Source organism: Bacillus sp. Bvel1 (genome assembly GCF_014872755.1).
In the GTDB taxonomy this organism is placed as follows: Bacteria; Bacillota; Bacilli; order Bacillales; family Bacillaceae; genus Bacillus; species Bacillus velezensis.
The window spans coordinates 264449-289646 of the sequence record NZ_JAAOBZ010000008.1; the positions used below are offsets into that span (position 1 = coordinate 264449).

Sequence of the window (25198 nt, forward strand, 5' to 3'; positions counted from 1 at the left end):
TCCTATTCCCATTATAAACCTTCATCTATTCTAATAAATGAAGGAGGTGAGTTTATGGTTTTCAAAAATAGGGCTGAACCTTTTCCGAAAGGATTAGTTCTTCTCATGGCTGCAGCATGCGGTTTTACAGTAGCTAATGTCTATTTAAATCAAACGCTCTTAGTCAGTATGGCAAATACTTTTCACGTTTCTGAAAACTATATAGGAATTGTAGCAACTTTAACTCAAGTGGGATATGCATTGGGAAATCTTCTATTGGTACCATTAGGTGACATTTTTGAACGAAGAAAATTGATCCTAAGTTTATTATCAATTGTATGTATGATTTTAGCCGCAACAGCTTTATCGATGAATGTAACGTGGCTGATTGCAGCAAACTTAATTCTTGGATTTGTTACCATAGTCCCTCAAATTATTGTTCCTCTTGCTGCTAATTTAGCTTCAGAAGAGAACAGAGGAAAAGTGTTAGGGAATGTTGCCATTGGCTTAGTGTGCGGGATTTTAGGCGCTCGATTTATCAGCGGCTTTGCAGATTCCCATTTTGGATGGAGATCAATGTATTGGGCTTCTTTTGCCGGCACAATGATAATGATCATTTTAATGGCAATGTATCTCCCAAAAAGCAAAGGAAATCATGCAATGCAGTATAAAACATTACTTGCATCTTTAGGCACGTTATTTAAAAAGGAAAAAGTGTTGCAAAAAGCTTGTCTTAGTCAAGGAATGATGTTTGGTTCCTTTAGTGCCTTCTGGACAACTCTTATTTTTTTATTAAATACTTCTCCGTATTCTTATGGGAGCACCGCGGCAGGTTTAATAGGTTTAGTGGGAATAGCTGGAGCCTTTGCAACTCCCATGATTGGCCGGGTGATCGATAAAAAAGGATCAAAATTTGCTAATACCTTATGTATGTTTATTTCTTTAATCGCTTTTCTAATCTTCATATTCTTAGGATTTTGGTTACCAGGATTAATTCTTGGCGCACTATTAGTAACAGTTGGCACGCAAGCAAATCAAGTTGCTTGTCAAGCTGCTATCTTTCAACTATCTCCTGAAAAGAGAAGCAGATTAAATGGTTTATACATGGTATCTACATTCTTAGGCGGATCTTTAGGGTCATATCTAGGTGTACTTGCTTGGAGCAAATGGCATTGGTATGGAGTATGTACAGTTGGGATACTCATGATAGGTATTGCTTTTAGTTCCTTATTTAGCTTGCCTAAAAAAAGAACAGTAAAAAATAGAGAGTTCGAGAAAGGAAGTCATATCTAATGTCTGAAAATAAAGAAAATTTTAAAAAAGGATTGGAAGTATTATCAAAAATAGATCCGGACAACTACCTGAATATCGTGAACAGTTTTAAAGATTCAGCAGCACCTGACTTGGGAACTTTGGCTGTGGAATTTAATTACGGTCAAATTTTTTCCAGACCGGGATTAGATTTAAAATCCCGCCTTCTTGCAGCAGTTGCTGGTCTGACTGCTTTAGGAAATACGGAACAATTAAAGTTTTATATTAACGGAGCTTTAAATGTCGGATGGACCGAAGAAGAAATTATGGAAGCTATGATGCAAATGTTAATTTATGCAGGCTTTCCTGTCGCATTAAATACCATTTTAACAATAGCTAACGAAGTATTTTCTAAAAGACGAAATCAGCTGTCAGCCAATTTATTGGAAGGAGAGTAAAAAATGATTATTGATAGTCATGCCCACGTAGTTCTACCTGTAGAAAAACACATTGAAATGATGGATTCAAGCGGGATAGATAAAACTATTTTATTCTCTACGCTTGTTCATCCAGAAAAAAGTGAAAGCTACGATGAATTTATTCAGGAAATGGATGTACTGAATCAGATTTTAAATAACGAGATAAATCCCCTAGAAGCACGATCAAAAGCTCTAGAAGAATTAAGGGATGCTATCGCAAAATATCCTGACCGTTTTATTGGATTTGGATCAGTTCCCCTTTTAAGTTCCTACGGGGAACTGCGTGATTGGATGGATAATATTGTAAAAGATTACAAAATGAAGGGACTTGGAGAATTCACTCTGGGTTCAGGCCAAATTAAAATGCTTGAGCCTGTATTCCAGGCAGCTAGTGATTATAATTCCTTTCCGATTTGGGTGCATACATTCCATCCACTCAATTTAAATGATATTCGGGAATTGTTCGCTTTAACTCGAAAATATCCTACTGTCCCTGTAATCTTTGGCCATTTGGGAGGGATACATTGGCTGCAAGTTATTGCATTAACAAAAGAAACAAAAAACGCCTACCTGGATATCTCTGCATTTTATACAACCTATGCATTATCTTTGGCCATAAAAGAACTCCCAGAGAAAACTTTATTTAGTTCTGATTTTCCATATGGTGATCCATTCCTAAATAAGCTGGCAGTTGAACGCCATGCTTCAAGTGAAGAAGTCGTACAACGAGTACTGGGCGGGAACATTGCTAATCTCTTAAATATTTAACTTATTTTTATAACAATTTCAGAGGGAATATAAGTTTGAAGGATTGCATTCAACAGGTTTTCATTCCTTCTTTTAAATAGTAAAGAGCCGATTTACTCTAAACGGGGTAAATTTCGGCTCTTTTCTTATTAATGACGGGAATGGCAAGCAGCAGAAAAAGCAGAAACATTTAGTTTCTGCTCAAAATCGGATTTGATTTGCAGATCGGAATATCCAACCCGAGATTCCCCCGCAATGTATCCGCCGGATAGCTTTTTCGGTACAGCCCCTTTTTCTGAAGGATCGGTATGACTTGATCCACAAAGGCTTCAAGCATGCCCGGGATGTCAGAGTGAATGATAAACCCGTCCGCCGCTTCCCGCTGAAACCATGTTTCAATTAATGATGCCACACGTTCCGGTGTCCCGATAAAGTTCGTTCGCGGAAACGCGGCTTCGCGCGCCACTTGACGCAGCGTAAGATTCCTGGCTTTGGCCTCTCTTTTGATACGGTCTGTCGTGCTTTGAAACGCGTTTTTCCCGACGTCGCCCAAATCAGGAAACGGCTCATCCAGCGGAAAACGGCTCAGATCATAATCGTCAAAAAATCTGGCCACATATTTAACGGCGTTCTCTATCGGTATCAGCTCGGCGAATTCCTGATATTTCGCTTCCGCTTCTTCTTGTGAACCGGCTATAATCGGACTGATTCCCGGAAAGATCCGCAGCTTGGAAGCGTCGCGGCCGTAATCCGCCGCCCGCTTCTTCACATCATCATAAAAAGCTTTCGTTTCCTCAAGTGAATTGGAGTGCGTAAAGACTGCATCGGCATTACGCGCGGCAAACGACCGGCCGGTTTCTGAAGACCCCGCTTGGAAAACGACCGGCTCTCCCTGTTTGGACCGGCCGATATTCAGCGGGCCCTCCACTTGAAAATACTCGCCTTTATGATACAGGCGATGCAGTTTGTCAGGATCAAAAAACTGCCCGGTTTCTTTGTTGCGGACGAAGGCATCTTCTTCCCAGGAATTCCACAGACCGCGCACCACGTCCACATGTTCCTGGGCGATGGCGTAGCGCCGGCTGTGGTCGGGAAGACTTTCTTTGCTGTGATTGCGCGCGGCTCCCGCCTGCGGAGAGGTGACGAGATTCCAGCCCGCCCGGCCGCCGCTGATATGGTCAAGAGACATCAGCTGTCTTGCGATGGTAAACGGCTCAGTGAACGAGGTGGAAAATGTGCCGATTAAACCAAGATGGGTTGTAGAGGCGGCAAGCGCCGATAAAATAGTGATCGGCTCAAACCGATTTAAGAAATGCGGGATGGACTTTTCAGAAATGAACAAGCCGTCCGCAATAAAAGCAAAGCTGAACAGCCCTCTTTCAGCAGTCTGCGCTTTTTGCCTGTAAAACGCCGCATTCGTGCTTGCTGTCGGATCGGCGTCGGGATGACGCCAGCCGTCCGTTGTGCCGCCGACACCGTGAATCATGGCTCCGAATTGAATTAGATCCGTCCGGCTCATTTTCTCTCCCCCTTTTTCCCCTCGTAATCGGCAAGCGCCCGTTCTACATGATCAATGCCGACTTGAGTAACGGCCTGATACACACGGCTGTCACCGCTGCCGATTTCAACGACGGGGACATGACGGATGCCGTACTTCGTCTGCAGCACGTCACGCAATTCGTCCCGTTCTGTCACATCAATTGTTTCGTATGCAACGGCTTTTTCCCGCAAAAATCCTTTCACTTCATCGCAATAGGAGCAGCCCTGTTTGCTCCAGACCACTACGTTTACTTCATGACTCATGTTCATCCCTCCTATAATTGTGGAGCCGGCTGCACCGCTTCGCTTAACAGCCGGTAAGACAATCGTTTTTCCTCAGCGTTTTTGATAGGCGACAAAATCACAAAATCGGTAATGCTGTATTGAACGGATAATCGTCTCAGCTCGGCGGCGGTCTCTTCTTTTGTCCCGGCAATCACACCCGTCTTTTGTGTGATCAGCTTATATGGCTGCGTGACTTGTTCCAGAAACGCTTCCGCTTGTTCCCGGGAACCGACATTCACCTTTTTGCCGTCTTCGAGAATGATTTTGACCGACTCACGCGATACGACGTGTTTTTCCGCTTCTGCTTTTGTATGCGCGGTAAATACCATCGGCGCAAGGTGAAATTCCGCCTTCGATCCTTTCGGCAGATGCTCGTCAAAGGCGTGGCGCGCTTTTTCTAACGCAGCCTCTTCACCGTTTATGAAATAGGCGAAAACGAAGGAAATGCCGAGTTTGGCCGCGGATATCGCGCTTTCCGCGCTGCCGCCGAGCAAAAAGATGTCAGGCGCATACTCAGTATGCGGCATCGGCCGCAATGACGCGTAGCGGTGCGAGTCCGGAAAATCATTTCGGATGAAATGAGTCAGCTCCTCAAGTTTTTCTTCAAACAAACGGGCGGGCTGGATAAGCTCCCGCTGCAGCGCATCGGTTGACAGCTGAAATCCGCCGGGCGCTTTGCCGACACCGAGCGCCACACGGCCGGGAGCAAGGGCGGACAGAACCCGGAACTGCTCCGCCACTTTATAAGGACTGTAATGCTGCAGCATCACCCCGCCGGATGCGAGACGGATTTTTTTCGTGCTTGCGGCAAGATACCCCAGAACAATTTCCGGCGCTGATCCCGCTATCTCTTCATTGTTATGATGCTCCGCCGCCCAGAAACGGTCATATCCGTATTGTTCGGCCTCCTGAGCCAATTTCACCGTTTGCCGCAAGGCTTCTTCTGCGGTTTGGTTTTCCGCGGTGACACTTTGATCTAAAATGCTTAAACGAATCATACGACAGGCTCCTTTATGCGCTCTTTTATGTCATAACCGTAATCAGGCAGCACGCGGCGGAGGAACTTCTTCGTTCTTTCTTTTTTCGTCTTGTGAAAAACTTCCTCAGGCGTTCCTTGTTCCACGATTGCTCCTTCATCCATAAACACAATTCGGTCGGACACTCTTCTGGCGAATTCCATCTCATGTGTGACAATGATCATGGTAGCGCCGGTCCGCACAATGTTAAGCATCACCTCAAGCACCTCGCCGACAAGCTCCGGATCGAGGGCGGCGGTCGGTTCATCAAACAGCATCACATCAGGATGAATGGCAAGCGCCCTGGCAATTCCGACCCGCTGCTTTTGTCCTCCCGACAGTTGATTCGGATAGGCGTGTAGTTTATCCTGAAGCCCCACCTTGGCCAGTTCCCGCTCGGCAATGGCGTACGCGTCTGTTTTTTTCATTTTCCTTGCGACCGTCAGGCCTTCCATGACATTTTGAATCGCCGTTTTATGCGAAAACAAATGATATTGCTGAAAAACCATCGCTGTCTGTTTCCTCAATCTGAAAATGTCTTTTTTGGCAGGCTTTTTGCAGTTAATGACTTCACCGTGCAGTGAAATGGCGCCCTCATCCGGCCGCTCAAGCAAATTAAGGCAGCGCAGAAAAGTGGTTTTCCCGGAACCGCTCGGGCCGATGATGGTCACGACTTCTCCTTTCCGGACACTTAAATTGATCCCCTTTAGCACGTGATGACTGCCAAAATATTTCTGAATGTTTCGGATTTCGATCATAATGCGCCTCCTTGATATCTGGCCGCTCTTTTTTCCGCCAGACTGTTTACAGCTTCGAGAATCAGCGTTAATCCCCAATAAATCACAGCCGCCCCGATAAATGCTTCCAGAAACGCATAGTTATCGGATGCCGCAATTGTCGCCGTTCCTGTAATTTCAGGCACTGCAACAATTGCCGCGATGGAAGTGGTATGCAAAAAGCCGATGCCTATATTGGTGAAGTTCGGCAGCGATATCATGAACGCCTGCGGCAGAATTACGCGCCGAATCATCTGGCTCCGCGTCAGACCGATTGAATATGCCGCCTCAGCCTGCCCCGTATCGACGGCCATGATCCCGGATCGGAGAATTTCCGTCATATAAGCGCCTGCCGTTAATGACAGTGCCATGATGACAAACACGGAGACCGGAATCTGATTGGCCGACCAGCCGAGATGAAACGCGCGGCTGAATTGATCGGCAATCAGCGGAACCCCTAAATAAATCAGCATAATATGGAGAATCGCCGGGGTGCTGCGGAAAAAAGACACGTAAAACGCTGAGCAGGCCAGCAGCCATTTGATACGGAATATACGCACCGTGATATTGCCGAGAGCTATGAAAAATCCGGCAATAATCGGAATGATCGTCATCGCCAATGTAAGCGGAACGGTTTTCAACATTTGTTTTATCGCAGTGCCGATAAACGGAATGTCCAGCTCCACTGTTCTCCCTCCTTTTCAGCCGTGCGCACTCATGTCAAAAACCGTCACAAGGCGCGTCTCATCTTTCTTGATTCGTTTTTCGGCCCATCTGAAGACACATTCAAATAAAAGGGCGGCCGCGTAATACAGAACAGACAGCGAGATATACACTTCAAGAGAATGATTGCTCGATGTAATCAAGGTCTGTCCTCTGCCCGACATATCCATCACCCCGATCGAAAAAGCGAGTGATGTATCTTTTAAGAAACCGATCACCATATTCCCGATGTTGGGAAAGGCCTGCACGAGCGCCTGCGGCAGAATGATGCGCCGGAATGTCTGCCCTCTGTTCAGCCCGATGCTGAACGCCGCCTCCGCCTGCCCGCGGCCGACGCTGTTCACACCTCCCCTGATGATTTCGGCCGCTCTTGCCGCGCTGCTCAGCGCATACGTGGCGATGGCCGCATACAAAGGGTCCATTTTAGAGGTATCAATTCCGGCGAGCGCCGTGAGCGCCGGAATGCCGTAAAATACAATGAACAGCTGCACCATGATGGGCGTTCCTCTGAAAAAAGAGATATACAGCTTCGCAAACTGATTCAAAACGGGAATGCGATAGATGCGGGGCAGCGCCAAAAGCAGCCCCAATAGAAAGCCGAACAGCAAAGACACCGCCAATATATACAGCGTGACGGGCAAATACCCGATCAATGTCGGCACAAAGGACGAGATCATACTGATATCAAACGCTTTTTCCATTGCCGGTCCCTCTCTTTTTCACTTAATATTGCTCCTTTGAATAATCCGCGCCGAGCCACTTTTCACTCAGCTTTTTAAGCGTGCCGTCATCAATGATTTCCTTGAGCGCTTTATCAATGTCATCGCTCAGCGTTTGTTCATTTTTGTTAAACATAAAGAACACTTTGGCATTTGACAGCACCCCGCCGACCGTTTTTTCTTTGATCGCGCTCGTTTTGTTTTGAAAATCGACAGCAAACGGCGTTGAAATCGTGGCATCGGCGCGGCCGGATTTCAGCTGATTGGCCGCATCGTTTGAACCTTGGCCGGCATAGGCGATTTCAAACGGACTGCCGTGTTTTTCATTCCATTTTTTCAGGACAAGCGCGCCGTTTGACGTCGGACTTGTAATGACCCGCTTTCCTTTCAAGTCATTAATGCCGTGAATGTCCCCATTATCTTGGAGCACCGTGATTTTCAGCGGGAAGTTGTTATACGCGACTTGATTGAACAGAAATTTTTTCTCCCGTTCGGCGCTTTTCTCCATTTGATGAGCCACGATATCGACTTTATGCTGGCCGAGGCTGACAAGCAGGTTGGAGAAATCCATCGTTTTAAAGGTAAATCGATAGTCCGGCAGGCGCCTGTCAAGCTCTTTCACCAGCTCAACGTCGTAGCCCGTCAATTTGCCTTTATCATCAATAAAGCAAATATTCGGAAATTGAGTCCCCGTGCCGACCGTAATGTTCTTCACGTTTTTCTGATTGCCTGATGCCGCCTCCCCTCCCGCGCCGCAGGCTGATAACGCCGCCGTTGCCGCAATTGTTAATGACATGACCGCCAGTCTTATTTTCATGTGATCGCCCCGTTTTCTGCTTCAATTATTTCGTGAAACTTGATTTTGAATAATCCGCGCCGAGCCATTTTTCACTCAGCCTTTTCAATGTGCCGTCCTTCTCAAGCTTTTGAATCGCCCGGTCCGTATCGTCCGCCAGGGTTTGGCTGTTTTTATTGAACATAAAATACACCTCGGTATCGAGCAGCACATCACCGACCGTCTTTTGTTTGAACGCGTGCGTCTTATTTTGGAAATCGACGGCAAACGGCGTGGATACGGTGGCGTCAGCGCGTCCTGTCTCAATTTGGTTCGCTGTATCATTGCCGCCCTGCCCGGCGTATTTCAAATGTATCGGGCTGCCGTGGGTTTTGTTGTATGCCGTCATATAATCCGCCGCGTTTGACGTCGCGCCGACGATGACGGTTTTCCCTTTTAAATCCCGGAGCGTGCGTACCGCGTCATTATCCGCCTTCACCGTGATGTACATCGGCGAGTAGTTATACGGGATTTTGTGATACAAAAAGCGTTTCTCCCGTTCCTTGTTTTTCGCCATATTGTGCGCGATCACGTCAATTTTCCGGTTTCCGAGACTTGTAAGCAGATTCGAAAAATCCATCGTCTTAAAGACAAATTTGTATTGCGGCAGCTGTTCATCAATGGCTTTCATCACTTCAATGTCATAGCCGGTCAGCTCGCCTTTTTCATCCATAAAAGCAATGTTCGGAAAATCAGTCCCCGTGCCGACGATGACGGTCTGCACGCCGCTCTCCGCTTTTGTGCTTTCTCCTTGCCCGCACCCGGCCAGCACGCCGAGCAGCAGAAGCAGACAGCCGGCTCTGATCCGTTTTTTGATCATTGCGCCCAGCTCGGTGTGCCTAACAGCGACGCGTCAAACCGCTCCGGTATGAGCACCTTTCTCATCATGACTCCGATGTCTCCGTCTTTCTCCTGCTCAAAATACACTTCATATCCCCTCCGTCTGTACATATCTACAAGCCAGGGATGCTTGCGCGCCGAAGTGCCGAGCGTGATGGCCGGGGCCTTCAGCGTATCCCGCAGCACATGTTCCTCCACATAAGTCAAAAGTTTGCTGCCGATGCCCTGCCCCTTCAGCTCAGGAAGCGTCGCAAACCACCAGACAAACGGATATTTTGACGGAGGCGTGTCACTCTCCCACGGAAAACGGATCGTAATGGTTGAAAGAAGCCGTCCATCCCGTTCGAGCACGACGGCTGAATGATTTTCAATATTTTCCGTTACCATATCGATGTCGGCCCGCGCCGACGGCCAGTCAATCTCCAAATTGCGGATCGGCTGAAACGCGCTGTACAGCAGCTCTAAAAACTCCGGCGCATCCTTTTTCTCAGCCAATCGAAATATGTCTTCACTCATTCCGGTCACTCTCCCCGCAAAAAATATATAATTCCAATTTGTTTACTAAGCTTTGATTGTTTATACTATAAAGCAAACTGATTTGTTTGACTAATCAAAAAAAGTAAAGGAAAGGTTCAAGAAAATTAATGAACAGCCGGGAGGGGATTTCGTTGGAACTACGAACCATTAAAACGTTTCATACCATCGTACAGTCAGGCAGCTTTTATAAGGCCGCAGAAATTCTGAACTACTCACAGCCGACGATTTCAATGCGGATTAAACAGCTGGAACAGGATGTAGGCGCGCAGCTGTTTGAACGTGGAAAGAAGCTGAAGCTGACAAGGGCGGGGCGGCTGTTTCATGAGCGGGCCGGGCAGCTTCTCGCGCAATACGAGGTGCTTGACCATACTCTGGCCGATATCAGACAGGGCCAGGCCGGCCTTATTCAGATCGGCATATCCGAACCGACGGCAAGCCTGATCTTCCCTGCCGTGCTGCGGGGTTTCTTAAATGATTATCCGGACATGTCGGTCAATGTCAGCGTGGATGATGCCAATACATGCAGCCGCAAACTGCTGGAGGGCGCCATTGATTTTGCGGTATGCGGCGAGCCGGAGCTGATTCTGGAAAATTATTTCGATCCGTTTTTCCATGACTCGCTCAATGTCATCGTGTCAGACAGACATCCCCTTGCCGCCAAAGCAAGCGTTAATCTCGAAGATTTAGAAAATGAATGCCTGATTTTTACGCCCGCCAATTGCCCGATCCGGATTCAAATTGAACAGCACCTGCAGCGGGCCATCGGCAGCCGCTATCGAAAAATGGAGCTGACCAGCAGCATGGCTCATCAATACTATGTCAGGGAAAATATCGGCGTCTCAATCTTTACGGCGACGGCGCATTCAGAGCCGATCGAGGGCACGAAGGTCATTCCGATCCATAACTTAACAATTTCACCGCCTGTCGGGCTTTTGACAAACCAAAAAGAAGAGCACTTTGACTGTGCAACAAAAGATTTAATCAGCAGGATCATCGGCCGGTTTCAGCGTGATCCGCATTAAAAAAACCCCCGCCACTTTGCGGGGGGTTTTTTATGTTCATCTTATATAATACTCCGCACCAAGCCGCCGTCGATCCGCAATGCAGATCCGTTAATGGCAGACGACAGCGGGCTGCTTAAAAAGGCGACAAAGTGGGCGATCTCTTCCGGACAGATCAAACGCTGAATGATCGACGTCGGACGATTCTCCTTCATAAATCGTCTCTCCGCCTCCGCCGCGGTCAGGTTTTCACCGGGATAAAGCGACTCAAGCATTGTTTCGACGCCCTCTGTTTTCGTGGAGCCGGGCATGACCGTATTCACCGTCACATTCGTCCCTTCCGTGAGCTCGGCCAGGCTGCGTGACAGCGACAGCTGCGTTGTTTTCGTAGCGCTGTAATGAGCCATTTCCTGAGAAGGCATGACGGCCGCTTCACTCGCGATAAAGATCACCCGTCCTTCCTTCCGCTCAATCATCCGCTTTGCATACCGGCGTGTCAGCCGCACGCCGCTCATGATGTTCACCTCGAAAAACCGGAGCCACTCTTCGTCAGGAATATCAAAGTATTCCGCAGGTTCAAAGATTCCTAAATTGTTTACGAGAATATCCACATCCGGATACTGCTGAAAAATCGCGCCGCATCCTTCCGCCGTGCCTAAATCAAACGCGGCCGGATAGAGACGGGCATCCGGCGTCTGTTTCTCTAGTTCCCGGATCGTTTCGTTTACCTTTTCTTCACGGCGGCCGTTAATGATCACGGCCGCACCTTCTGCAATCAGCGAAGCCGCAATCGCTTTCCCGATGCCTGACGTAGATCCCGTCACAAGCGCCGTCTTCCCTTTCAACTGCAAGTCCATCATCCATTCCTCCCTATCGCAAGTCTCTTCTTATATATGGACAGAAATCGAAAGCCTGAAACCTTCCGTCCCTATTATCGGATAGAAAAATGGATGAGGGGAAGTACGCACTTTTTAGTGCCTGTCCGTTGTCCCGGCTGACGGCTGATCAATTTGAATGAAAAATTCACCATCTAATTCTGCCTGAGCCTCTTGAAACAGCTCCAAGACATCATCAGCATCCGAACCCAATTCCTTCTGACTGATCTCAAAATTCTTCCACACCAAAGTCAGCGGAAGTTCGATCCAGCCTGTCAGACAATCCCATAAGGCGTTCAGATTTTCACCATAAAAGTCCGGGAAATCTAATTGATCTTTTAAGATTCGGTGTAAAGCTTCTGTGCTTGTAACATCTTTTCCGTCTATGATGACGATTTCCATTTACATTCACTCCTTTTTTTCGGCATGAAAAAACCGCAGTGCGTCATGTGACGGCACTGCGGTTCCTCTGTTATGTATGGAGACGGTGGGAGTCGAACCCACGTCCAGAAACATCGATTACTTAAGCGTCTACGAGCGTAGCCTGCATATTTCGTGTTTCACTCGTCTTCATGCCTGCGGGCGGGCCTTCCGAGAGCTAGTCTGTCAGTCTCTTCTTACGTTCTCAGACGGGAACGCAAGCGTAGCCTACTTGGATGTGCTCTTCACGGACACATAGGCAATGTCAGGAAGAGCTCGCTGCGTTTATTAGGCAGCTAGTGCTAAGTTTTGGTTAAAACTTTTAGTTTTGCCAGTTATATTTAGGTGCGTGTTAACGAGATCGCCTCTCGGCTCGCAGCTCAAGCTCGATCCATCCCTGTCGAATCCGTAACGTCCCCTTGTTAAGGGTATACGGGAGATCTATCAAGCTCTTGCTCAACTGGCTGTACTGTTATTATACCATGATCACAGGCAAATTCAATTGGGAATATCTTCAATAAACAGCCTGTGAATCTGATGTGTGAACAGTATAGCACAGGGCATATCATCACATCAAGGCTCAGGCATCAGAAGCCTTTTTGTCTGTCTCTGAACGCTCTTTCGATTTCTCTTTTGGCGTCTTTTCGTTTTAAATCTTCACGTTTATCGTATGTTTTCTTCCCTTTTCCGAGGCCGATTAATACTTTGGCGAAGCCGTTTTTCAAGTACAGCTTCAGCGGCACGAGGGAATAGCCTTTCTCTTTCGTCAGGCCGATCAGCTTATTGATTTCTTTCCGGTGCATCAAAAGCTTTCTCGTCCGGAGCGGGTCGTGGTTATAGCGGTTTCCCTGCTCGTACGGGCTGATGTGCATGTTGTGGAGGAACACTTCGCCGCGCTCGATTTTCGCAAAGGAATCCTTCATGTTTACGCGGCCGGCGCGGATGGACTTAATCTCCGTTCCCTGCAGCACGATGCCTGTTTCATAGGTTTCTTCTATAAAGTAATCATGGTTTGCTTTTTTGTTTTGCGATAATACTTTGCCTGATCCTTTTGGCATGCCTTATCCTCCTCTCTCCGCAAAAACCGTTCATGTGTGCGATACGCTTTATTTTAGCAAATGGAGCGTTCCGCGACAATGAAAATGCGGCTTGCGAAAGAAAGCAAACAGAGCATTATGCCCTATTTGCTTTTCGCATTTACTTCTTCTTTTTGCGTTTTTGTTTCGGCGCGTTTTGGAAGCCGCGTTTTTTCTTTTTCTTCTTCGGTTTTGTAAACCATTCCCCTTTTTCCTCCGATTTCGGCGGTGAAGCCGGGGTATTGCTGTTTAACACGCGTTTCCGCGCCGGTCTGCCTCGTTTTCTGCGGTCGCCTGTTGTTTCTCTCGGACGGCGGGTGCCTTTCATGCCGACAATTTCAAAGTCGATGTTTCTCTCATCTTTATTGACGTCGACGACTTTGACCGTGATTTCGTCTCCGATGCGGTAAACGTTGCCCGTGCGTTCACCGATCATGGCGAAATGCTGCTCGTCAAAACGGTAATAATCATCCGTCATAAAGCTGACGTGCACAAGCCCTTCAATCGTATTCGGCAGCTCGACGAACATTCCGAAATTCGTGACGGAACTGATCATGCCGTCAAATTCCTCGCCGATTTTATCAAGCATATATTCCGCTTTTTTCAGATCGTCCGTTTCCCGCTCTGCATCAACGGCGCGCCGTTCCATCGTTGACGTATGATCAGCGATTTCCGGAAGGCGTTCGGCCCACTTTTCCTGAGTTGCTTCGTCCGATTGTCCGTTGATCAAATACGTTCTGATCAGCCTGTGAACGATTAAGTCAGGATATCGGCGGATCGGCGATGTGAAGTGCGTATAAAATTCAGTCGCCAGCCCGAAATGGCCCAGGCTTTGCGGGTCGTATTTCGCCTGCTTCATGGAACGGAGCATGACGGTTGAAATCACCGTTTCTTCCGGACGGTCCCGCACTTCATCAAGAATGCTTTGCAGCGCGCGCGGATGAATGTCTCCGGCTTTCCCTTTGACGATATAACCGAATGTCGTCACGAACTCCAGAAACTTTTGCAGTTTTTCGGCATTCGGCTCTTCGTGAATCCGGTAAATAAACGGCACGTTCATCCAATGGAAGTGTTCGGCCACCGTTTCGTTTGCCACAAGCATGAATTCTTCAATCAGCTTTTCCGCTACTGAGCGCTCTCTGATGACGACGTCTTTTACGGCGCCTTCCTCATCGACGAGCACCTTCGCCTCTTTGAAATCAAAATCCACGGCGCCGCGGTCCATCCGTTTCGCCCGGAGAATTTCCGCCAGACGTTCCATGTCTTTAAACATCGGGACGAGCGGCTCATATCTTTCTTTCAGCTCGGCGTCGTCTTCTGTGAGGATCCGGTTGACATCTGAATAGGTCATTCTTTCCGTCGTTTTGATGACGCTTTGGAAGATCTCGTGCTCCGTCACCTGTCCCTGCTGGTTGATTGTCATTTCGCAGGAAAGCGTCAGCCGGTCGACCTTCGGATTTAACGAACAGATTCCGTTAGACAGTCTGTGCGGGATCATCGGAATGACCCGGTCAACCAAGTACACGCTTGTCCCTCTTTCCAGCGCTTCTTTGTCAATCGGGGAATTCTCCGTGACGTAATGGCTGACGTCGGCAATATGAACGCCGAGCTTGTAGCTGCCGTTATCAAGCTTTGTCACGGTGACGGCGTCATCCAGATCCTTCGCATCGGCGCCGTCAATAGTGACAATGACCTGATCGCGGAGATCACGGCGGTCTTTGATGTCTTTTTCATCGATGGTATCGGGCGTGCTTGTTGCCTGCTCCATCGCTTCAGCCGGAAAATCTCCCGGCAGGCCGTGCTTATGGATGATGGATAAAATATCGATGCCCGGATCATTTTTATGGCCGAGTATTTCAACGATTTCCCCTTCGGCGTTCATTCTGCCTTCAGGATAGCTTGTCAGTTTGACGACGACTTTATGGCCTTCCGCAGCGCCGTTATTGGCATGTTTCGGAATAAAAATATCACTCGTGATTTTCTTATCATCCGGGATGACAAAGCCGAAGCTTTTCGTTTCTGTGTATGTGCCCACGACGCGGTCGATGCTTCTTTCCAGGATGCGGATGACCGTGCCTTCCTGTCTCGATCCGCTTGACTGGGAATTGAGCCGCACCATGACGATATCGCCGTTCATGGCCGTATTCAGCTCGTTCGGCGGAATAAACACGTCGCTTAAAGAGGTATCCTCCGGCAGCAGAAACGCGAAGCCCTTCGCATGCGCGGAAATTTTTCCTTTTACTAAATTCATTTTTTCCGGAAGCCCGTAGCGGTTGCTTCTGGTACGGACGATCTGTCCCGTCTCCTCGAGCGCCACCAGCGCTTTTACCAGCTCTTTAAATCCATCGGCTTCCTTGATGTTCAGCATCTCCTCGAGTTCCTGAATGGTAAGGGGCTTGTACGCCTCTTCCTTCATAAACGCGAGAAGACGGTCCATAAACGCTTCTTTTTCCATTATTCGACCTCCTGTTTGTTACCAATCGAGTTTCTCTAAAAATTCGTACACATCCTGATGAACGAGGTCCCGTTCTTTATCGAGTGTAATGACATGGCCTGATTCTTCATACCATTTCAGCTGTTTGTCGTCCGTTTCCACCTCGTTGAAAATGATGTTCGCACTTTCTGTATTAATCATATGGTCATGCCGTGCCTGAACCACAAATGTCGGGGAATAGATCATGTCGACGTTTTTGCGCACATCGGCAATCAGCGCCTGGAGCGATTTGAGCGTATTCATCGGCGTTTTTTCAAACTCCTTCATTTCCTTTTCAATCTGCTCCGGCTGTTTTCCTTCGAATTTTTTATAATTGCGCGCGTAGGAGAGAACTCCTTCGTACATAACCTCTTCACTTTTAATGTGCATCGGCGCACACATAGGAACAATTCCCTTTATGGGTACAGTGTAACCCAATTTCAATGAAAAAACCCCGCCAAGCGACAGTCCGCACGCCGCAATGTTTTCATATCCTTCAGACCGTAAATACTCATAACCGTCCATGACGTCTTTCCACCAATCTTCAGGTCCCGTATGTACCAGCTCTTCCGGCGGAACGCCGTGCCCTTTATATTGAGGCGCGTGACAAGTGTAGCCGCGCTCATTCAAGTAGCGGCCGAGCATTCTGACGTCTGCCGTATTTCCCGTAAATCCGTGCAGCAGAAGCACCGCTTTGTCTCCGCCTTTAAATGTAAATGGTTTTGGTGTCACAATTTTCATGCTCATAACCCCTTTTTTGCACATTCAATTTAGTTTTCCACAGTTTTGCGAGAAACAAACGCCGTCTCTCAACAAGAAAAAGGCCTGATATTAAATCAGACCTTATACAAACATTGCCTTATACGATATACGCTAGCGAAATCGTCAACACGAAAAACAAGACTGCCAGCACAACGGTTGTGCGGTGAAGAATCAGATCAAGGCCCCTTGCTTTCTGTTTTCCGAAAAGCTGCTCCGCCCCGCCTGAAATTGCACCCGATAAACCGGCGCTTTTGCTGGTTTGAAGCAATACGACAATAATAAGTGCAATACTGACGATAACCAATAAGGTAATCAATAATGTGTGCATCCCATACACCTCCAGACTGACTGGCCTACATTGCTTCTATTTTACATGAAAAACAAAGGCATGTCACGCCGTATCGGTGTACATCATGTCAGAAAAACGGAAATGCGTTTGAATCTTCCATCATCATTGACTTTTGTCAACAAAGTCGTAGTAAAAAAGATCTTCAAATTTCATGTCAAAGTAATAGAGCATTTTTCCGATGACCAGCTGGCCCGGCCTCCGCTCTCCATTCAGTACACGGCTCAGTGTGGCGGGAGATATTCCGATCTCCAGGGCGAGCTGGTTTAACGAGTAGTCATTATTGACCATATACTGCAGCACATAATCTCTTCTGATCTGTATCTTTTCGACCACTTTCTTCACCTTCCGTTCTGTCAAATACTTTCTTTCTTATACATAAAGATACGGCTTTTGTTAACTTTTGTCAATACTTTTCCAGCCTGGCTATTCCCTTTAGTCAATAAACATACTAGAATATAAATAGACCGCGGGAGGGGGAGAGACTGTGGAAAGCTTCGGGAAACAATTGCGGACATTACGGGAAAAAAGGCATCTGACAGTGAATCAGCTGGCAACGTATTCAGGCGTCAGCGCCGCGGGAATCTCGCGGATTGAAAACGGCAAACGCGGGGTGCCGAAACCTGCAACCATTAAAAAGCTCGCAGATGCGTTAAAAATCCCGTATGAGGAACTGATGCAGACGGCGGGATACATAGAGACCGTCCAGGAAACGAGAGCCCCGTACGACACGGGCTGCACCTTGCTGGAAAAAGCCGAAACGTATGAGCTGCATGATTTATCCCTTTTGGAGCGGGAGAACTGGCGGCACCTGTCGAAAGAAGACTTGGTTCTGCTTGATAAATACTTTGCGTTCTTATCGGCGGAAGCCAAAAAAAGAACAAATGAAGACTCATGACTTTGCACATGTGAGGCGATCTTATTGAACACATTCGGAAAGCAATTAAGAGAGCTGCGCCGCGCCCGGAAGCTTACCGTCAATCAGCTTGCCGTCTATTCCGGCGTCAGCTCGGCGACCATTTCCAGAATTGAAAACGGGCACCGCGGCATTCCTAAACCCGCGACCATCAGAAAATTGGCGGACACATTAAAAATCCCGTACGAGGAGTTAATGGCGCGGGCCGGACACATCAAGGCATTTCAGGAGGAAATCCGTGAAACCTCCGAAAGCTATCAATCCATCTGCGCCATCTATCAGACCGCCGTTGACAGAGGCGCGGAGCATCTGCCGCTGTTTGACAGCAAAAAGTGGCAGCACTTCACAAAAGAAGATATTGAAAGCGTCAGCAAATACTTTGATTTTATTGCGGCTGAAGCGAAAAAACGCTCCCCGGATTCCTCATCCTCTTTTTGATCCTCTCCTCAACTTAACAAGCGCCAGACGTACGTTCCCTCCGATTTTGCGGTATAATAGCAGAAGACGAGGTGAAAAAGCATGAACCAATCAGAAATGTGCCCCAGATTCGAAAAAGCGGTCGACATCCTAAGTAAACGCTGGGTGGCTCTAATCGTCTTTCAGTTATTGAACGGACAGCAGCGATTTAGCGAAATTGAAGCGGCGCTTCCGAATTTAAGCGGAAGAGTCTTGTCAGAACGTCTGAAAGAACTTGAAACAGAAGGTGTCATCAAACGGGATGTTATCCCCGAAACGCCTGTCCGCATTGAGTATTCTTTAACGGAAAAAGGCTGCGCATTAGCCCCTATTTTAGAGGAAATTTCCAAGTGGTCTTCAACATGGATTGATCCTTCCTGATAAACTCTTTTCCGCATAAGCGGCTGATCTCTCAAACGGACAGCCGTTTTTATTTTTGCTTTTCTTATACAGAAAAACAAGCCCTCAGGCGTGCAGGGCTTGTTTTTGTCTGACGCCTTCCAGCGGAATTCGAATCTCCGCCCGGGCTCCTCCAGACTCCTGATTTTCAAGTATTAATTCGCCGTGATGAAGATGTACGACGTGATGGGCGAATGTAAGCCCCATGCCGTGATGTCCCGCCGAATGTCTGCTTTTATCCTCCGTGTAAAAAAGCTGTGTCGCTCTTTTCAGCGCTTCCGGCGAGAACCCGCTTCCGCTGTCGGATACAGCAAGATGGAAGGCGGAATCGGTGCACAGGACGTCCACACGGATTTCCCCTCCTTCCGGCGTATAGTCGACGGCATTTGCCGCGATATTCATGACCGCCCTGTGGAGCAGCTCATGATCAATCGGCGCTTCTATTCGGTCAATTCCCCGCTCGCTGAGGACGAGATCAATCTGCTTCGGCCCCGCAAGCGCCGCCGCGTCACGATATATGTTTTGAATCCACTCTTTGAGGTCGGTATATTCGACATGAACGGCAACTGCCTCCTCCGCTTTGGAAAGCTGGATCAGCTGTCCGACATAATGCTCGATTTTGTTTCCGGCATCCAGGATATACTGCGCATATTCCGCCTGCTCCTCATCAGGTTCTGTTAACTGAAGCAGCTCGGCATTTCCTTTAATGATCGTTGCCGGAATTTTAATATCATGCGCAAGCGCGCCGATCTGTTCTTTCTTTATCCGCTCCGCCTCCCACTGCGCCGCCAGAGATGCCTGAAGCGCGTCTTTCATTTTCAGCAGAGAGTCAATGACATCGTCAAATTCTTTTATACGCGACCTTTTGGGATTGATATTTAAATTCTGTTTTTGAATGCTTGCCGTAATGGAGCTGAGTGTGCTGAAATGCCGTCTCAGCTGATTGGCGAAACGCGTCGTCACGATAAAAACGGTCAAAAGAAGCAAAGTGATCAGAATCGTAAGACCCGTCCATTCATAATTCGGCAGATAGCGCCTTAACAGCGGCGACTGAAATTCCGACCTGAGTGAATATTGGAGAACGCCGTATTCATCTTTCCGATTTATCACCATGAATCCTTTTTGAGCATAATTAAAATACGGCTGATGCTGAATCTTTTTTCTGGCGTTGGCCGCATCTTGTTCCGTCATCGTTCCTTTTGTCATCCGCTTTGTTTTTTTATCAAAAACGGCGTATGTCATACCTGCGGGGATCATGTCTTCTGTTATCTTTTCCGCTGATTTCAGGCGGGGTTTGATCTGTTCCGCCTCATGCTCGCTGTAGTTTGCGGGCAGGATCGCTCCGGCATTCATGGCAATGGCATTTAAGGCGACGCATAATGCCGCCACCCCCATCGTGCTCAGACACAAAGTGATGGTAAATTTGACAAGCTCTTTGCGGATGCTGGATTTTCCTTTTGCTATTCCCATTTGTATCCGACACCCCACACCGTTTTGATCGGATCAGCCCCGTGTTCTTTACATTTTTTCCGGATGGTTCTGATAAACTCCGTAATGGTTGAATAGAGCGCATCGCCGTCCAAGCCGTACACTTCCTCGTAAATCTGCTCCCGTGAGAATGTTCTGTTTTTATGCTGTGCCAGAAATTCAACGATTTTATATTCGTTTTTCGTAAGAGGCAGTTTCCGGTCATCCATCCATACTTCTTTATTGTCAAAATCAAACATGAAGCCTGATATCAGCCGTTTCGTCTGATGCTTTTCCCGCCGTTCCCTTCTGACATGCGCGTTTACCCTTGCCATCAATTCCTGTACGCCGAACGGCTTTGTGATGTAATCATCAGCGCCTGTCATGAGGCCTTTCACAATGGATTCTTCGTCAGACTTTGCCGTTAAAAACAGGATCGGGCTGTCCACCAGCGGCCGAATCCGCCGGCAGAGTTCAATCCCGTCCGTTCCGGGCATCATGACATCAAGAAGAATCAAATCATAGCCTTGAAAAAAATCCAATGACTGATCTTCCGCTTTTTCCAGAATCGTTACTGTATGCTGATCACGCTGTAAAATGTTTCTGATCAGAACGAGAATATCTTTTTCATCATCAATTGCTAAAATGTTTGCCACCGGCCGAATCGCTCCTTGCCTTTATTCATATGAACGCCGCCCTTCCCATCTTCTGCACCAATAGAGGCCGGCCAGACATAATATCACTATAGAAAAATATAACATTATTTCTCCGAATCTCATATCGTATCTTACATAAGGGAGGAACTCTTTTTTGACTTTGTCAAAATGCAGCAGTCCTGCAAGGCCTGAAAGCCTCACGCTCCATGCCCACGGAAAAAAACGCCAGATGATATCGCCAAGTCCCGTATTCATGAGCGCTGCCATTAATAATCCCGCACCCCCTAAAAGCCCGGACGGTCCCATGCCGTACTTTATGCCGACAAAAAATGACATCATATAAAGCGGAATACTGCCGGCAATCAGCCACGCCCCTCCTTTTAAAAAGAGAAGATACGGGAGATCATTGATGTGAAGAACAAATTTCAACCCCGCCAAATAAAGACAGATGGCGAGAACTGCCGATAACACATTCAATAGGAGCAGCAGAAGCAGCTTGCCCGCAAAACTGACGATTTTAGAATGCGGAACCGCCAGCATCATCTGAAAATGGCCCGCCTGTTCCTCGACAGAGGCAGACATGCCGCAGACAATACTGATGATTAGAGGGTATAAAACGGCAATCGCGCTGAAAAAGACGCTGTACAGCATATAAGACTCCTGAACCCTTCCATACATATATAACAGGAAAAATCCCGCGCATAAAACCGGCGCCGCAGCATGCATCCATATGAGCGGCGTGCGCTTCATTTTTAATACATCGGCCCACATATATCGTAAAAGCACGGTCATGACCGGTTTCCTCCTTTTGAAAATGACACTGCGGAAACAAAACTTATTGCGATAAAAGAAAGAATAGAAAGAATAATAGCCGGAATGATCACGTTTCCGTTTAATAAGCCGCTGTTTGCGGGAAGCGGAATTCCGTTCGGGTGGATCCCGAGAATCGGTGACATCAGCCGGACTGACCAGCTCCACGGACTCAGACACCACAATGAACCGGACGCCGGCACAATGCCTAAAACAAAGGCGGCGATCATATTGATGAGAATGACTGCCGTAAATCCGAACTGTCTGGCAATCCATAAGCACAATGGGATTTCCCAAAGCGTCGTCAGCCACAAAAGGGAGCTTGCTTCAATACCTTTCAGCTGAACCGCAGCAATTGCCGGAAACACAAGGCCAAGCAAAAACACGATGACTAAAAAGACGATTTGCGACAGGAGTGAATACAGCGCGATCAAACTTATTTTTGAGAACCATATGCTTTTTAAATCTGCCGGCAATGAGTACACCGCGCGGTCATTCGCTGATTTTTTCTCTTTTTTAACAGATAAACCGCACATTAGAGCAATCATGAGCGGCATGAAAATAACCGCCCACCAATTGAACGTGCCCGTCATAAAATAGGCGGCATTCAGCAGAAAAGAAAAAGCCGCGTTCAGAAGCGGAATCAGAATGATCAGCTTTCTGATAAATGTTCTATTAGATGTAAGGTGTTCCGCCTGCATGTACTGAATCATTTTCCTGTCCCCGCTTTCTCCCGTGTTGATTTGACAACCTCCAGAAACAGCCGCTCCAGATCGTCTTCCCGGCTGATTTCTCCCTGATATCCTAAAACGCCGTCACTGATGATTCCGATATGGTCTGCGATCTGCTCGACTTCTGATAACAGGTGGCTTGATAAAATCACCGTCATTCCCTGTCCGGGCAGGGAGCGGATAAATTCCCGCAAATCCTGAATCCCCATCGGGTCCAATCCATTTGTCGGCTCGTCAAGAATTAAGAGCGACGGACGGTTTAATAATGCTAACGCGATGCCGAGACGCTGTTTCATTCCCATGGAAAATTGTCCGGCGCGCTTTTTTCCGGTTCCCGTTAATCCCGTGATTTCCAGCACCTCCGCAATTCTTGAATCAGGCAGTCCGAGCATCACGCAGCGGACTTTCAGATTTTCAGCGGCTGTCAGGTTGCTGTAAAGCGGCGGTGCTTCAATCAGGGAACCGATGCTTTTCAAATCTTCGCGCTTCCATGTATGTCCGTCGAACAGAACCTCGCCGGATGTTTGCTGCAGCATGCCGGTCAATATTTTGAGAGTCGTCGATTTTCCCGCGCCGTTCGGACCGAGCAGGCCGTATATACTGTTGCGTTTAACCGATAGAGACACATCAGCCACTGCCTGTTGTCTGCCGAATGATTTTTGCAGCTGTCTCGTTTCTATGATGTTGCTCATATGATTACCCCTCTGCTTTGTTATTTGATATGTAAGACTTTACAGCGCAGTTATCAAAATTTAATCAAGAAATCAAAAAAAGCATCCTTCACGCGGAAGAATGCTTTTTTTCATGAGGCTGAGCGTACGATCAGCTTTCTTTTTTGTTTTTTCACAGGGCTGAGGGCTCGTTCCAGCCACGCCATCAGCAGGTCTGCGGCCACCGCCATCAGCGCGGTCGGAATGGCGCCCGCCAGAATAATGGCGGTTCCGTTTGTCGCGTTCGAGCCTCTGACGATCATATCCCCGAGACCGCCTGCGCCGACGAAAGTGCCGATCGCCGTGATGCCGATGGCAATGACGAGCGCCGTTCGGAGACCCGCCATAATGACGGAAAGCGCAAGCGGCAGCTCCACCATACGAAGGATTTGGTATTTCGTCATGCCCATCGCTTTTCCCGACTCGAGATAAGCGTGCTCGATATTGATAATGCCCGTGTGCGTATTTCTGAGAATCGGCAGCAGTGAATACAAAAACAAAGCCGTGATGACCGTATTGGCGCCGAGCCCCATGACAAGCATCAGGACGGCGAGCATCGCAAGCGCCGGAACGGTTTGAATCACGTTCGCCACAGCAAACACCCAGCCGGCGAGACGCCCGTGCCTGGCTGTCACAATTCCGGCCGGAATGGCGAAAACGGCGGCGAAAACGACGCCGTACGCCGACATGAGAAAGTGCCGCCAGCACTCATACAGAACATAGCTGCCGTTTTGAGCGTAATACGTAAACAGCTCTTTCATCGTGTCCATCCGCACATCTCCTTTCCGTTATTCAAAGTAATGATGTTTTTCTAAATATTCCTTGGCCACGACGGACGGCTCTTTTAATCGGCCGTCAACTTCGTAATTCATTTTCTGCATCATCTTTGTATCAATCGCGCCGATCATTTGATTGATCACGCCCTCCAGTTCGGGATGCTCTTTTAATACATGATCCGGAACGACGGGTGAACAGTCATACGGAGGAAAGAACCGCTTATCATCCTTCAGCGTTTTCAGTCCGTAAGCGATGATTCTTCCGTCGGTGGAATAAGCGAGCGCGATATCCATCTTTCTGCTTTTCAGCGCGTCGTATACGAGGCCGATCTGCATTGGATACGTGCCTTCAAATGACATTCCGTATGTTTTCATAAAATCCTGATATCCGTTGCCTCTCAGCTTCATCCAATAGTTATCTACGCCGAATTTCAGATGGGATGCTTCTTTTTTGACATCGGATACCGTTTCTAAATGGTACTTGCTGGCAAGCTGTCCGGAAACGGTAAAGACGTATGTATTATCAAAGCCGTAAGAATCAAACCATTTCATGTCATATCTGTTTTGAAATTCACGCTGAACGAGCCGCAGCGCTTTGTCCGGGTCTTTTTCCGGCTCCATGCGAAGCGTCCCGGTCAGCGCGTCTCCTGTATAGCGCGTCGCGGCGATATCAATATCACCGTTGATCAAGGATTGCTGCTGTACGGCGTTGGAGCCGAGATTTTTAATAACGGATGTTTTCAACCCGCTGTGATGTTCGATCATCTGTCCGAGCATGCTTGCGATGATTTCCGATTCGGTCATGCTTTGCGCGCCGATTTTAATGGTGTCCTCCGATGCGGCGCTCAATCCCGGGAGCGAGCATCCGCCAAGGAGCAGCATGCCGAGACAGGCGATTGCGAGCAGCCGTTTTTTGCATCTATTCCCCATGTGAGACCTCCTCCTTATAAAGCGTCCTTTATGCTTTTCAGCCCGTCAGGCGTGACTTTCCGTTCTGTCACCCCCAGCATGTAATCGACGGCGGCCGCCAGCATCGTGACCGGAACGGCGCCTGCGATAATATACTCCGGCTGATAAAGGTTCAAGCCGATAAAAATGTAATCTCCCAGCCCGCCTCCGCCGATAAAGGAGGCGAGCGTCGCCCAGCCGATTAAATAAATCGAAGACGTCCTGATGCCCGCCATGATGACCGGGGCGGCAAGCGGGAGCTCTACAAGCCTGATCTGCTCCCATGCCGTCATGCCGATTCCTTTTCCCGATTCCAGAAGGTGCCGATTGACGCCGAGAATCCCCGTATACGTGTTTCTGAGAATCGGCAGCATGGAATAGAAAAACAGCGCCGCAACGGCCGGGACCTTTCCTACGCCTAAAAGCGGAATAAAAAACGCAAGAATGGCAAGGCTCGGCAAGGTTTGAATGATGTTGACGATGCCGATGACGGCGCCGGCTCCTCTTTTCATCCTCGTCAGCAGGACGCCGAGCGGAACGGCGGCGAGAATGCCCGCCATGACGGCGATTAATGAGATGTACAGATGCTCCCATGTTTTATAAAGCATCTCTCCTCCATTTGCCTGTAAAAATTGTACGGTCTGATTCAT

General features: G+C 48.1%; 31 protein-coding genes and 1 other RNA gene. 7 read left to right on the forward strand and 25 right to left on the reverse strand.

The genetic code is table 11. From position 1 onward, the window contains the following. Nucleotides 1-54: 54 nt before the first annotated feature. From HAP68_RS15645 to HAP68_RS15655, 3 genes are read left to right on the forward strand one after another with little or no spacing between them, the layout of a single operon-like run. Nucleotides 55-1272 (forward strand): MFS transporter, encoded by a 1218-nt coding sequence (locus HAP68_RS15645; RefSeq protein ID WP_014305819.1) that lies wholly within the window; start codon nucleotides 55-57, stop codon nucleotides 1270-1272. Continuing rightward, nucleotides 1272-1688 (forward strand): carboxymuconolactone decarboxylase family protein, encoded by a 417-nt coding sequence (locus HAP68_RS15650; RefSeq protein WP_014305820.1) that lies wholly within the window; start codon nucleotides 1272-1274, stop codon nucleotides 1686-1688. Before HAP68_RS15645 ends, HAP68_RS15650 begins: the two co-directional genes overlap by 1 nt. Before the next feature lie 3 nt (nucleotides 1689-1691). Next, nucleotides 1692-2477, forward strand: a complete 786-nt coding sequence (locus HAP68_RS15655) for an amidohydrolase family protein (RefSeq protein WP_024085794.1) — start codon at nucleotides 1692-1694, stop codon at nucleotides 2475-2477. Between the two features lie 169 nt (nucleotides 2478-2646). On the opposite strand, the gene HAP68_RS15660 is transcribed toward HAP68_RS15655, so the two are convergent. From HAP68_RS15660 to HAP68_RS15700, 9 genes are read right to left on the reverse strand one after another with little or no spacing between them, the layout of a single operon-like run. Continuing rightward, entirely contained in the window at nucleotides 2647-3975 is a 1329-nt protein-coding gene (locus HAP68_RS15660; protein ID WP_024085795.1) for an LLM class flavin-dependent oxidoreductase, read from the reverse strand. Further along, entirely contained in the window at nucleotides 3972-4259 is a 288-nt protein-coding gene (locus HAP68_RS15665) for a glutaredoxin family protein (protein ID WP_024085796.1), read from the reverse strand. Before HAP68_RS15665 ends, HAP68_RS15660 begins: the two co-directional genes overlap by 4 nt. An 11-nt stretch (nucleotides 4260-4270) precedes the next feature. Then, nucleotides 4271-5278 (reverse strand): LLM class flavin-dependent oxidoreductase, encoded by a 1008-nt coding sequence (locus tag HAP68_RS15670; protein WP_007613783.1) that lies wholly within the window; start codon nucleotides 5276-5278, stop codon nucleotides 4271-4273. After that, nucleotides 5275-6054, reverse strand: coding sequence for an amino acid ABC transporter ATP-binding protein (locus tag HAP68_RS15675; RefSeq protein WP_024085797.1), 780 nt, complete (start codon nucleotides 6052-6054; stop codon nucleotides 5275-5277). Before HAP68_RS15675 ends, HAP68_RS15670 begins: the two co-directional genes overlap by 4 nt. After that, complete coding sequence (locus HAP68_RS15680) at nucleotides 6051-6758, reverse strand: amino acid ABC transporter permease (protein WP_024085798.1); 708 nt, start codon at nucleotides 6756-6758, stop codon at nucleotides 6051-6053. The genes HAP68_RS15675 and HAP68_RS15680 overlap by 4 nt, the downstream gene beginning before the upstream one ends. Before the next feature lie 15 nt (nucleotides 6759-6773). Further along, entirely contained in the window at nucleotides 6774-7496 is a 723-nt protein-coding gene (locus HAP68_RS15685; RefSeq protein WP_024085799.1) for an amino acid ABC transporter permease, read from the reverse strand. Nucleotides 7497-7518: 22 nt separating this feature from the next. Beyond that, nucleotides 7519-8331 (reverse strand): amino acid ABC transporter substrate-binding protein, encoded by an 813-nt coding sequence (locus tag HAP68_RS15690; RefSeq protein ID WP_024085800.1) that lies wholly within the window; start codon nucleotides 8329-8331, stop codon nucleotides 7519-7521. A gap of 25 nt (nucleotides 8332-8356) precedes the next feature. After that, nucleotides 8357-9169, reverse strand: a complete 813-nt coding sequence (locus HAP68_RS15695) for an amino acid ABC transporter substrate-binding protein (protein WP_003151704.1) — start codon at nucleotides 9167-9169, stop codon at nucleotides 8357-8359. Further along, on the reverse strand, nucleotides 9166-9705 hold the full coding sequence (locus HAP68_RS15700; RefSeq protein WP_003151702.1) for a GNAT family N-acetyltransferase: 540 nt from the start codon (nucleotides 9703-9705) through the stop codon (nucleotides 9166-9168). Before HAP68_RS15700 ends, HAP68_RS15695 begins: the two co-directional genes overlap by 4 nt. 152 nt (nucleotides 9706-9857) lie before the next feature. Here HAP68_RS15700 and HAP68_RS15705 point away from each other — a divergent pair, with 152 nt between their 5' ends. Then, complete coding sequence (locus tag HAP68_RS15705; RefSeq protein WP_024085802.1) at nucleotides 9858-10748, forward strand: LysR family transcriptional regulator; 891 nt, start codon at nucleotides 9858-9860, stop codon at nucleotides 10746-10748. Nucleotides 10749-10789: 41 nt separating this feature from the next. On the opposite strand, the gene HAP68_RS15710 is transcribed toward HAP68_RS15705, so the two are convergent. The 8 genes from HAP68_RS15710 to HAP68_RS15745 form a co-directional block, all read right to left on the reverse strand. Further along, nucleotides 10790-11584 carry an SDR family NAD(P)-dependent oxidoreductase gene (locus HAP68_RS15710; protein WP_024085803.1) on the reverse strand — a complete coding sequence of 265 codons (795 nt, stop codon included), beginning with the start codon at nucleotides 11582-11584 and terminating at the stop codon, nucleotides 10790-10792. 114 nt (nucleotides 11585-11698) lie between these two features. Further along, a complete protein-coding gene (locus HAP68_RS15715; RefSeq protein ID WP_024085804.1) occupies nucleotides 11699-12004 on the reverse strand; it encodes a barstar family protein in 306 nt (101 codons plus the stop codon). Between the two features lie 74 nt (nucleotides 12005-12078). Beyond that, nucleotides 12079-12441, reverse strand: a transfer-messenger RNA (tmRNA) gene (gene ssrA / locus HAP68_RS15720). Between the two features lie 168 nt (nucleotides 12442-12609). Next, on the reverse strand, nucleotides 12610-13080 hold the full coding sequence (smpB, locus tag HAP68_RS15725) for an SsrA-binding protein (protein ID WP_003151688.1): 471 nt from the start codon (nucleotides 13078-13080) through the stop codon (nucleotides 12610-12612). Nucleotides 13081-13219: 139 nt separating this feature from the next. Then, nucleotides 13220-15553, reverse strand: a complete 2334-nt coding sequence (gene rnr, locus HAP68_RS15730) for a ribonuclease R (RefSeq protein WP_024085805.1) — start codon at nucleotides 15551-15553, stop codon at nucleotides 13220-13222. Nucleotides 15554-15571: 18 nt separating this feature from the next. Further along, complete coding sequence (locus HAP68_RS15735) at nucleotides 15572-16312, reverse strand: alpha/beta hydrolase (protein ID WP_024085806.1); 741 nt, start codon at nucleotides 16310-16312, stop codon at nucleotides 15572-15574. Between the two features lie 118 nt (nucleotides 16313-16430). Further along, a complete protein-coding gene (gene secG, locus HAP68_RS15740; RefSeq protein WP_003151681.1) occupies nucleotides 16431-16661 on the reverse strand; it encodes a preprotein translocase subunit SecG in 231 nt (76 codons plus the stop codon). Between the two features lie 123 nt (nucleotides 16662-16784). Further along, nucleotides 16785-16970: a helix-turn-helix domain-containing protein gene (locus HAP68_RS15745; RefSeq protein ID WP_087920807.1), complete on the reverse strand. Its 186-nt coding sequence runs from the start codon at nucleotides 16968-16970 to the stop codon at nucleotides 16785-16787. 196 nt (nucleotides 16971-17166) lie between these two features. Here HAP68_RS15745 and rghR point away from each other — a divergent pair, with 196 nt between their 5' ends. The 3 genes from rghR (at nucleotide 17167) to HAP68_RS15760 (ending at nucleotide 18432) form a co-directional block, all read left to right on the forward strand. Further along, nucleotides 17167-17577: a transcriptional repressor RghR gene (gene rghR / locus HAP68_RS15750; protein WP_003151677.1), complete on the forward strand. Its 411-nt coding sequence runs from the start codon at nucleotides 17167-17169 to the stop codon at nucleotides 17575-17577. Nucleotides 17578-17601: 24 nt separating this feature from the next. Further along, entirely contained in the window at nucleotides 17602-18033 is a 432-nt protein-coding gene (locus HAP68_RS15755; RefSeq protein ID WP_003151674.1) for a helix-turn-helix domain-containing protein, read from the forward strand. Nucleotides 18034-18114: 81 nt separating this feature from the next. Further along, nucleotides 18115-18432, forward strand: coding sequence for a winged helix-turn-helix transcriptional regulator (locus HAP68_RS15760; protein WP_003151672.1), 318 nt, complete (start codon nucleotides 18115-18117; stop codon nucleotides 18430-18432). 84 nt (nucleotides 18433-18516) lie between these two features. On the opposite strand, the gene HAP68_RS15765 is transcribed toward HAP68_RS15760, so the two are convergent. From HAP68_RS15765 to HAP68_RS15800, 8 genes are all read right to left on the reverse strand, one after another. Continuing rightward, nucleotides 18517-19920, reverse strand: coding sequence for a sensor histidine kinase (locus HAP68_RS15765; RefSeq protein WP_024085807.1), 1404 nt, complete (start codon nucleotides 19918-19920; stop codon nucleotides 18517-18519). Beyond that, nucleotides 19911-20573: a response regulator transcription factor gene (locus HAP68_RS15770; RefSeq protein ID WP_003151668.1), complete on the reverse strand. Its 663-nt coding sequence runs from the start codon at nucleotides 20571-20573 to the stop codon at nucleotides 19911-19913. Before HAP68_RS15770 ends, HAP68_RS15765 begins: the two co-directional genes overlap by 10 nt. Nucleotides 20574-20594: 21 nt before the next feature. After that, nucleotides 20595-21365 (reverse strand): lantibiotic immunity ABC transporter MutG family permease subunit, encoded by a 771-nt coding sequence (locus HAP68_RS15775; protein ID WP_024085808.1) that lies wholly within the window; start codon nucleotides 21363-21365, stop codon nucleotides 20595-20597. Continuing rightward, nucleotides 21362-22096 carry a lantibiotic immunity ABC transporter MutE/EpiE family permease subunit gene (locus tag HAP68_RS15780; protein ID WP_184123320.1) on the reverse strand — a complete coding sequence of 245 codons (735 nt, stop codon included), beginning with the start codon at nucleotides 22094-22096 and terminating at the stop codon, nucleotides 21362-21364. The genes HAP68_RS15775 and HAP68_RS15780 overlap by 4 nt, the downstream gene beginning before the upstream one ends. Then, nucleotides 22093-22806 carry a lantibiotic protection ABC transporter ATP-binding protein gene (locus HAP68_RS15785; RefSeq protein ID WP_003151665.1) on the reverse strand — a complete coding sequence of 238 codons (714 nt, stop codon included), beginning with the start codon at nucleotides 22804-22806 and terminating at the stop codon, nucleotides 22093-22095. The genes HAP68_RS15780 and HAP68_RS15785 overlap by 4 nt, the downstream gene beginning before the upstream one ends. Before the next feature lie 110 nt (nucleotides 22807-22916). Next, nucleotides 22917-23594: an ABC transporter permease gene (locus HAP68_RS15790; RefSeq protein ID WP_007613829.1), complete on the reverse strand. Its 678-nt coding sequence runs from the start codon at nucleotides 23592-23594 to the stop codon at nucleotides 22917-22919. Between the two features lie 18 nt (nucleotides 23595-23612). Next, the gene (locus tag HAP68_RS15795) at nucleotides 23613-24530 is read right to left on the reverse strand and encodes an osmoprotectant ABC transporter substrate-binding protein (protein WP_014305837.1); all 918 of its coding nucleotides are present in this window, start codon (nucleotides 24528-24530) and stop codon (nucleotides 23613-23615) included. Nucleotides 24531-24544: 14 nt separating this feature from the next. Next, nucleotides 24545-25198: an ABC transporter permease gene (locus HAP68_RS15800; protein ID WP_003151662.1), complete on the reverse strand. Its 654-nt coding sequence runs from the start codon at nucleotides 25196-25198 to the stop codon at nucleotides 24545-24547.